The organism is Nocardioides sp. AX2bis, assembly GCF_902506435.1.
Classification (GTDB): Bacteria; Actinomycetota; Actinomycetes; order Propionibacteriales; family Nocardioidaceae; genus Nocardioides.
The window spans coordinates 1-5,034 of the sequence record NZ_LR733230.1; the positions used below are offsets into that span (position 1 = coordinate 1).

General features: G+C 75.4%; 7 protein-coding genes. 3 read left to right on the forward strand and 4 right to left on the reverse strand.

The window, feature by feature from the left end; genetic code table 11:
- Positions 1-275: 275 nt before the first annotated feature.
- Positions 276-989, reverse strand: coding sequence for an enoyl-CoA hydratase (locus GV155_RS19775; protein WP_160011942.1), 714 nt, complete (start codon positions 987-989; stop codon positions 276-278).
- Between the two features lie 43 nt (positions 990-1,032).
- Between GV155_RS19775 and GV155_RS19780 the strand changes: the two genes are divergently transcribed.
- From GV155_RS19780 to GV155_RS19790, 3 genes are all read left to right on the forward strand, one after another.
- Entirely contained in the window at positions 1,033-1,323 is a 291-nt protein-coding gene (locus GV155_RS19780; RefSeq protein WP_160011944.1) for a DUF1330 domain-containing protein, read from the forward strand.
- Between the two features lie 95 nt (positions 1,324-1,418).
- Positions 1,419-2,420, forward strand: a complete 1,002-nt coding sequence (locus GV155_RS19785; RefSeq protein WP_268892627.1) for an FUSC family protein — start codon at positions 1,419-1,421, stop codon at positions 2,418-2,420.
- 110 nt (positions 2,421-2,530) lie between these two features.
- Complete coding sequence (locus GV155_RS19790) at positions 2,531-3,232, forward strand: nitroreductase (RefSeq protein ID WP_201300388.1); 702 nt, start codon at positions 2,531-2,533, stop codon at positions 3,230-3,232.
- Here GV155_RS19790 and yidC read toward each other — a convergent pair.
- Genes yidC through GV155_RS19805 form a run of 3 tightly spaced genes read right to left on the reverse strand, consistent with a single transcriptional unit; the run spans position 3,216 to position 4,909 of the window.
- Complete coding sequence (gene yidC / locus GV155_RS19795) at positions 3,216-4,046, reverse strand: membrane protein insertase YidC (protein ID WP_160011948.1); 831 nt, start codon at positions 4,044-4,046, stop codon at positions 3,216-3,218. The two genes, GV155_RS19790 and yidC, sit on opposite strands and share 17 nt — an antisense overlap.
- Before the next feature lie 57 nt (positions 4,047-4,103).
- Positions 4,104-4,433 carry a hypothetical protein gene (locus tag GV155_RS19800; RefSeq protein ID WP_160011950.1) on the reverse strand — a complete coding sequence of 110 codons (330 nt, stop codon included), beginning with the start codon at positions 4,431-4,433 and terminating at the stop codon, positions 4,104-4,106.
- Between the two features lie 53 nt (positions 4,434-4,486).
- Positions 4,487-4,909: a hypothetical protein gene (locus GV155_RS19805; RefSeq protein WP_160011952.1), complete on the reverse strand. Its 423-nt coding sequence runs from the start codon at positions 4,907-4,909 to the stop codon at positions 4,487-4,489.
- Positions 4,910-5,034 lie beyond the last annotated feature (125 nt).

Below are 5,034 nucleotides of genomic sequence, written 5' to 3' on the forward strand. Positions count from 1 at the left end.
ACCCGCACCGGCTCCCCCGGCACGCCCCACGCGTCGATCGCCTCGGCCAGCCGCTGCACGTAGTCGAAGACCAGCCGGCGGGGGTCGGCGAGGTCGACGTGGGACTGGTCGCGCCCGTCGAGGCGCACCAGCACCCCGCCCGCGTCCTCCACCAGCTCCAACCCGCCCACGGCCCCGACCCTAGGGCCGGGATGACGGTCGCGGCGCGCCGAGATGACGCTCGCGGACAGCCGAGATGACCGTTGCGGCGCGTCGAGGTGACGCTTGCGGCGCGCTCAGTGCCCGCGGAAGACCGGGGTACGCCGCTCGGCGCGCGCCGCGAGCGCCTCGCGCACGTCGTCGCTGGCCCAGCAGGCGTCGAAGGTCGCCGCGACCGCGGCGTCGTCCCCGTCACGGAGCACCAGCTTGTTGTGCGCCAGCGCCAACGGCGCCAGGGCGGCCACCTCGTGCGCCCAGGCCACTGCGTCGTCGAGGTGCCCGGTGCGGTCGACCAGGCCGGCGGCGAGGGCCGCGTCGTGGTCGAGCGTCTCGGCCCCGAGCATGACCCGGTTGGCCACGCCGGCCCCGACGGTGGCAGCGAGGGTACGGATGGTCCAGGCGTCGACCGCCATCCCGTTGCGGGCCGTCGGCACGGCGAACCGTGCGGTCGGAGCGGCCACGCGCAGGTCGCAGGCCAGGACCAGCTGGGTCCCCGCCCCGATCGCCGGGCCGTTCACCGCAGCCACGACCGGCACGGGCAACCGGGTCAGCCCGTGCAGCATCCCGTACAGCGCCTCGAGGAACTCCCCGCCGTACACGCCGTCGAGATCGGCCCCGGCGCAGAACGCCGAGCCCTGCCCGGTCAGGACCAGCACCCGCGCCCCGGCGTCCACCTCGGCGGCCGCGGCCTCCCCGATCGCCCGGCACAGCGCGAGGTCCAGCGCGTTGCGTCGGTCCTCCCGCTGCAGCTCGAGCACCGACACCGCACCGTCTCGTCTCGTCCCCAGCACGCCCGCAGCCTAGGCCGCAGCGGGGCTGCGGCAGCATGGACCCATGAGCGCCTACTGGATCAGCCTGTACCGCGAGGTCCGCGACGAGCAGAAGCTCGCCGCCTACGCCGAGCTCGCCGGCCCCGCCCTGACCGGCGCGGGCGGCACCTTCATCGCCCGCGGCATGCCCGAGCAGACGTACGAGGCGGGGGTCGCCGCCCGCTGCGTCGTCATCGAGTTCGCCTCGGTCGAGGCCGCGGTCGCCGCCCACGACGGCGCGGCGTACCAGGAGGCGTTGGCCGCACTCGACGGCGGCGCCGTGCGCGACATGCGCATCGTGCCCGGCGTGGCCTGACCATCTCCCGCACCCGTCGTACGTCGGCGCCCCGGCCGCGTACCTGGGCTGCGCGGGCGCGGGGTCGGCTTGCCAGGCCCGAGGTCCGCACCGACCTGCTCCAGGTCGTCAAGTCCACGGTCGCGACCGTCGCGGCCTGGTTGCTGGCCACGGCCGTGCTCGACCTCGAGCAGCCGTTCCTCGCGCCGTGGGCCGCGCTGCTCACCGTGCACGCCACGGTCCGCACCTCGGTGTGGCGCGGCGGTCAGACCGTGGCCGCCACCTTCCTGGGCATCATCGTCAGCTTCCTGGCGGTGGTGGCGCTCGGTGGCGGCGTGGCCAGCCTCGGCGCCGCGGTGCTGGTCGGGCTGCTGCTGGCGCGGCTCACCGCGATCAGGGCCGAGGGCGTCACCGTCGCGACGACCGCGCTCTTCGTCCTGACCAGCGGCACCGGCGAGGAGTCGGTCCTGCTCCTGCACCGCTTCGCCGACACGCTGCTCGGCGTCGCCGTCGGGGTGGCGGTGAACCTCCTCGTCGTGCCCCCGCTCGACGACCGGCTCACCGAGCGGCAGCTCGACCAGGTCGACCGTCGGCTGGGCGACCTCCTGCGTCGCATCGCCGACGACCTGTCCCTGCCGGCCAGTGACGAGCACGCGCAGGCCTGGATCGCCGAGACCCGCGCGATCGACGCCGACCTCGACCGCGGCGAGGAGCTGCTGCGGCACTCCCGGGAGAGCCAGCGGTACAACATGCGGCGGCGCCGGTCCAGCTCCGCGGGCAACCTCGACCGGGACGAGTCCGTGATGCACCGTCTCGAGGAGGGCGTCGCCCAGGCCCGGGCCATCGCGCGGACCATCAGCGACTCGGTCGCCGAGGCCGACGAGTGGGACCCCCGCTTCCGTGAGCCGTGGCTCGCGCTGCTGCGCGAGGTCGGCCAGCGGATGGCGGACCCGTACGCCGGCATGGCGGACCTCCTCCCCCGCATCGACGACCTCGTCCGCGACCTCTCCCACGAGGACCTCCCCGGGCTGCTCTGGACGGTCTACGGGGACCTGCTGGTCTCGCTGCGGACCATCGTCCGGATCGTCGACGACGTCGCCTCCGTACGCGCCCGCTGACGCCGGAAGTGTCATCTCGAGGCGCCGCGAGCGTCATCTCGGCTGTCCGCGAGCGTCATCTCGGCACCGTGACACCGGCGCTGTCAACGTCCCCTGGCAGACTCCGCTGCATGACCGCCGCCGTGCCCGACGCCGTGCCCGACACGACCAGCGACATCGAGGCCCTCGAGCGGGTCCTGGCCGCGCGGTGGAGCTGCCGGGGGTACCTCCCCGAGCCGGTCGACGAGGCCACCCTCGAGCGCCTGCTGGAGGCGGCCCGCCGTACGCCGTCGTGGTGCAACACCCAGCCGTGGCGCGTCGACGTGCTCTCGGGCGACGCCGCCCGGGAGCTGTCGGCGGCGATGCTGGCCGGGCTCGAGCAGGGCGGCAGCGACCTCGACTTCCCCCAGGCCTACACCGGCGTGCACCGCGACCGCCGCCGCGAGAGCGGCTGGCAGCTCTACGACGCCGTCGGCATCGAGAAGGGCGACCGGGACCGGTCGTTCCTGGAGGGCCTGCGCAACTTCGAGCTCTTCGGCGCCCCGCACGTCGCGATCGTCTCCGCGCCGCGCGAGCTGGGCACGTACGGCGCGATCGACTGCGGGCTCTACGTCCAGACGTTCCTGCTCGCCGCGCAGGCCCTCGGGCTGGGCGCGTGCGCCCAGGCGGCGCTGGCCGGGCAGTCGTCGCTGCTCCACGAGCACCTCGACATCCCCGAGGACCGTGCGGTCGTCTGCGGCATCTCCTTCGGCCGGCCGGACCCCGACCACCCGACGGCCTCCTACCGCACCAGCCGGGCGCCCCTGGGCGAGACGGTCACGCGCCGGGGCTGAGCCGCCCCGCACGCTCGACCCGCGCCACCCGCCGCACGTCCGCCGGCGAGCCCGGGGTCGGGAAGAACCGCCACACCACCGCCGACTGCCCCATTGTCCAGGTCGCGTTCAGCACCCAGTAGACGAGCAGCGCCGCGGGGACCACCGCGGCGGCCACGGCCATCCCGAGCGCCGAGAGCAGCGGCATCACCTGCTGCGCGCTCGCCATCGCCTCGGGCAGGTCGGCCGAGAGCGTGTTCGGCAGGACCAGGAACCGCTGGGTCACGAAGCTGAGACCCCCGGCCAGGACGACCAGGACGACCACCACCGCGAGGTGCGTGGAGCCGCCGCCGAGGTAGCCGCGCTCGGCCAGCGGCACGCCGACCAGGCTCGCCGCGCCGAACGAGGCGACCAGGCCCGCGTCCATCGCCCCGACCGGGCTGCCGCCGGCGACGTCGGAGACCAGGTGGTACATCGAGATCCACACCGGCAGCTGCAGCAGCAGCGGCAGGCACCCGAGCCGCGGGACGCCGTGCTCGGCGGAGATCCGCCTCCGCTCCTCGGCCAGCGCCCGGAGGCTGTCCGGGTCGCGTTTGCCCTTGTAGCGGGCCGTGAGCTCCTTGAGGTGGGGCCGGGCGCGAGCCGAGGCGTGCGCCAGCCGGACCCCCTGGACGGCCAGCGGGAGCAGCGCGAGGCGGACGGTCACCACGACGGCGGCGACGCAGAGCACCCAGGTCGTGCCGGCGCCGGGGTCGGCGCCCAGCGAGGTCAGGCCGGTGTGCGCGGTGGCCACCACGGCGGCGAGGGCGTGCGAGATCGGGTCGAGCAGGGACATCAGCGGGCTCCTGGAGGGCGAGACGGGTACGGACCGTGGCTCGCGCAGGCGCGAGCGTCAGGCCGGTCCCGGGGCCCGGGGGCGTACGGGGTGGTGTCCCGGGTCGGTGACCCGTCCGGTCAGGTCCAGCGGTACGTCGGCCGACCGCGGTCGGGCCGCGACCGGTCCGCGGTGCACCCCGGCCCAGCCCGGTCGACCGCCGCCCAGCAGGGCGGTGAGTGCCACGGCGACCACCGTCACCGCGACCGACGTCGGGGCCTCGCCGGCGACGAGCACCGGCAGCAGGGGCAGGACCACCAGGGTCAGGAGCAGCGCCACGACGGCGGCCAGCACGACCTGCAGGCGCGCCACGGCGGGCGTACGCCCGGGGCCGCTGCGGGTGCTCATGCCGGTGAGCCTAGTGGACCGACCACCGCCGGACCGACCACCGCAGGGCGCGGTCACAGGTGGTCGGGGACGACCAGCGCGTCGGGGTCGCTGCGCAGCGGCATCGCCGCCACCGCGACCCGGGCCAGGGCGACCGCCCCGTCGAGCAGCTTGCGGCGCTTGCGCTCCCCCAGCGCCTCCCACCCGCCCTCGGTGCGGAAGTCGAGCACCTGACGGCTGCCCTGCTCGGCGGCCTCACGCCACTCCTCGTCGGTGAAGGCCGGGGTAGCGCCGACGGTCGGCCGGTCGGGCAGCGCGGTCAGCACCGGCAGCACGACCTCGCCCGCGGCGGCCTTGTGCCGGTAGCGCCGCGCCTTGTCGAGCGACTCGAAGTCGGCCACCACGGACTGGCGCTTCCAGGGCGGCCGGGTGGCAGCGAAGAGCTCGCGTGCGACCGCCTCGACCCCGACCGTCATCTCGTGCTCGGTGAACCTCACGCCACCATTCTCCCCCCGGCGGGCCGCCGCCCCCGTGGCAGGGTGACGGGAGGCACACCGCCCACACCAAGGAGAGCCACATGTCCGTCTCGGGACGACCCACCACTCCCTCCACCACCCCGGCC

What these genes read in the sequence shown, in the direction of transcription:
- GV155_RS19780 (WP_160011944.1), top strand. Translation starts at nt 1,033, where the DNA reads ATGAGCGCCTACTGGATCAGCCTGTACCGCGAGGTCCGCGACGAGCAG.
- GV155_RS19790 (WP_201300388.1), top strand. Translation starts at nt 2,531, where the DNA reads ATGACCGCCGCCGTGCCCGACGCCGTGCCCGACACGACCAGCGACATC.
- yidC (WP_160011948.1), bottom strand. Translation starts at nt 4,046, where the DNA reads ATGTCCCTGCTCGACCCGATCTCGCACGCCCTCGCCGCCGTGGTGGCC.
- GV155_RS19800 (WP_160011950.1), bottom strand. Translation starts at nt 4,433, where the DNA reads ATGAGCACCCGCAGCGGCCCCGGGCGTACGCCCGCCGTGGCGCGCCTG.